Origin of the sequence: Henriciella sp. (genome assembly GCF_049649345.1) — a bacterium.
GTDB lineage: Bacteria > Pseudomonadota > Alphaproteobacteria > Caulobacterales > Hyphomonadaceae > Henriciella.
Genome location: NZ_JBARZC010000046.1, coordinates 1 through 2,451 on the forward strand (window position 1 = coordinate 1; position 2,451 = coordinate 2,451).

The following is a 2,451-nucleotide window of genomic DNA, read 5'->3' on the forward strand; positions in this document are numbered from 1 at the left end:
CACCGACGCTCTTTGGGCGGCGCCTGCAACCCATCGACTGCCAGAACCTCTTTTGTGAGATTTCCAAATATGCCCGCATTGCGCATCCAGACGTTGCGGGCATAGCCAACAGAACCCGGATTAAACAGAGATACCACTGCAACCGGACGCCGCTTGAGCGCCCGGTATTTCCCGCTGACTGGAGCCTTGAGGAAAGCGTCGATGAGTTCCTGTCGCCAGGTGGCGAAACGAAAAGCAAGCGCGTACGAGATCAACGCAACCTATTTCCGGATTACAGCGCGGACCGGGGCCCAAAATGATCATCGGGATTGGACAGGACATCTGTCTCATTTCCAGAATTGCCGCATCCGTTGAGCGTTTTGGCCGGGCCTTTACCGAACAATTCTGCCGCCCCGAAGAAGTGGCTTGGGCAGAGCGCACAGCTTACCCCATTGCAGCCTATGCACGCATACTTTCCGCCAAGGAGGCAATTGGAAAGGCGCTAGGCGTCGGCATGGGTGAGATCTTGTTCTGGGACGATATCGAACTGAACATTGCTTCCGCTTTGCGCACCAAAATTGCGATACACGACGACGCGTTGGGTAGGTTGCACAATCTTCGTCCCGGTGCTCTGCGAATTCATCTAAGTTGGTCTTTGCGTCCGCCTCTTGTCTCAACGCTTGCTGTGGCGGAGTCGCGTGAGCTAGCGGCGAACATTTCCCTCGCTCCCGTGTCTCCGGGATGACATCCTCGCAAGAGCGCCCGTTTGCCTTGAAATCGATACATAGCCTCGTAAACCTTAATGACGGTGCATGTTGCAGTCTTCAGCGCAGTCCGCGCGAACAGGTGCTGGGATCGCGGACGCAGTTCTTGTCAGCGCGGAAGGCGCGCCGCGTGCTGATCTCGTAACTGTCTCCGTCAGTCGTAATCACAACATCATTCTGGTAGACGGCTATGCGGCTGCGCACCTCGTTGCTGATCCTGTCGCGCGAATTGCCAAATGAGGTAAGGATTGTGCGGTAGACATTGCCGTCATAGAGACGCTTTAGGGCGCCATTGCGGGGATGCTTGTGGTCATTGCCATTGCCAGCCGAGATGATAGCGATATTGGGTTCTAGCGCGTCGATAAAGACGCTGGCCGAGCCATTGTCAGCCCCATGGTGATTGACATGCAGGACATCGACTATCCGCCCGTCGCGCAAGATCGCTTCGGCGACCGCCTCTTCAACTTGTGCATTCTCGCTCCCCGACTTGCGGCCGATCAGATCGCCGGAGATGAGAAAATCGAAATCTCCATATGTCACCAGAAAAGACAGGGAGCGCTCATTCGGGCGGTCGACATTCTTCACTCGGGCGCCACGCCCTCGCACATAACCGTTCGCCGCATAGGCGGTCATCACCGCACCGCCGCCAAGGTCCAGTGAGAAAGTATCGACCGTCTCCTGATTATTGATTGTAATCCGCTCACCCATGGCATTGGCAATAGCATTATACTTTTCGATGGCCTGCGTACTGCGCATAAGCGCTTCACCGTAGTCGATCCATTGGCCGACCCGCATGTCATCGCAGAGGCCAAGCTCCTCTGGATCTGGTTCAAAGAACTGCCGCGCGCCGATCCAGTCGGCGGCACCGTCGCCGTCATCGTCGCCTGAACAACCAGGTGAATCGTTGAAACCAAGAATGAAGCTCTTCCCGTGCACTCCGCCGAACGCGATCCCGCCCACATGATCGGCATCATCATGAGAGATGATCACTGCATCGAGGCGGTTGACATCGTAACGTCGCAGGACGGCGCGAAGTATATTGCCGCCATCAAGATCAGGAATATCACCGGCATCGAAAAGTACATTCACTCTGTTGCCACCAGCGTCCTGCGGGCCCTGGATCAAGGTAGAATCCCCCTGCCCGACCCGGATATTGACGATCCGCATGTCTTGCGCGGCTGCCGACAGGATTAAAAGATGCACTATGCCCACAATCACTGTCAGTCTTCGCATTGGACTATCCTGCCTTTTTGCTTTCCGGCCAGGCCCGTCATTGAACCCTGTCCGACCATTCTCCTGAAAACCCGCTATCCGATAGCTGACCCTTCACGATCGTGGTGTACCACCGTGCATCGAAGGCGCCCGACTGAAGATCTTCGCCGCTCTTTTCCCAAGCCATGTAAGGGACATCGAACAGCATTCGCCGTGCCCGCCGGTTCCAGCGTTGAAGCTCCTTGATACACTGCGAACGAAGACCCGCACTTCTTGTCTGGCCGAGCACCGCGCGCAGTAATTCAGTAGCGAGTGCCTGACTGATACGGAAAGTCGGCGCGCCGGTCCTTCGTGCCTGGACGATCCGGTCGACAGCCTTTCTTTCTGCAGCTTCTGGGGATGTATCTTCCCGGAGGACCTCCGCCCAAGCCGCAGCGACATTGGCATCGCTGATATGGGGCGCCCATTCGGCAAGATTGAATGCCCAGTCTGCATG

Annotated in this window: 4 protein-coding genes; 2 read left to right on the forward strand and 2 right to left on the reverse strand. The window is 56.5% G+C overall.

The window, feature by feature from the left end:
- Positions 1-299, forward strand: a 299-nt coding sequence (locus tag WA989_RS01175; RefSeq protein ID WP_424338702.1) for a nucleotide kinase domain-containing protein, incomplete at its 5' end; no start/stop codon positions are given.
- Positions 296-724, forward strand: a complete 429-nt coding sequence (locus WA989_RS01180) for a holo-ACP synthase (protein ID WP_424338703.1) — start codon at positions 296-298, stop codon at positions 722-724. The genes WA989_RS01175 and WA989_RS01180, both read left to right, overlap by 4 nt.
- Before the next feature lie 79 nt (positions 725-803).
- On the opposite strand, the gene WA989_RS01185 is transcribed toward WA989_RS01180, so the two are convergent.
- Both WA989_RS01185 and WA989_RS01190 read right to left on the reverse strand, forming a co-directional pair.
- Complete coding sequence (locus WA989_RS01185; RefSeq protein ID WP_424338704.1) at positions 804-1,976, reverse strand: ComEC/Rec2 family competence protein; 1,173 nt, start codon at positions 1,974-1,976, stop codon at positions 804-806.
- A gap of 37 nt (positions 1,977-2,013) precedes the next feature.
- On the reverse strand, positions 2,014-2,451 hold a 438-nt coding region (locus tag WA989_RS01190), incomplete at its 5' end, for a hypothetical protein (protein ID WP_424338705.1).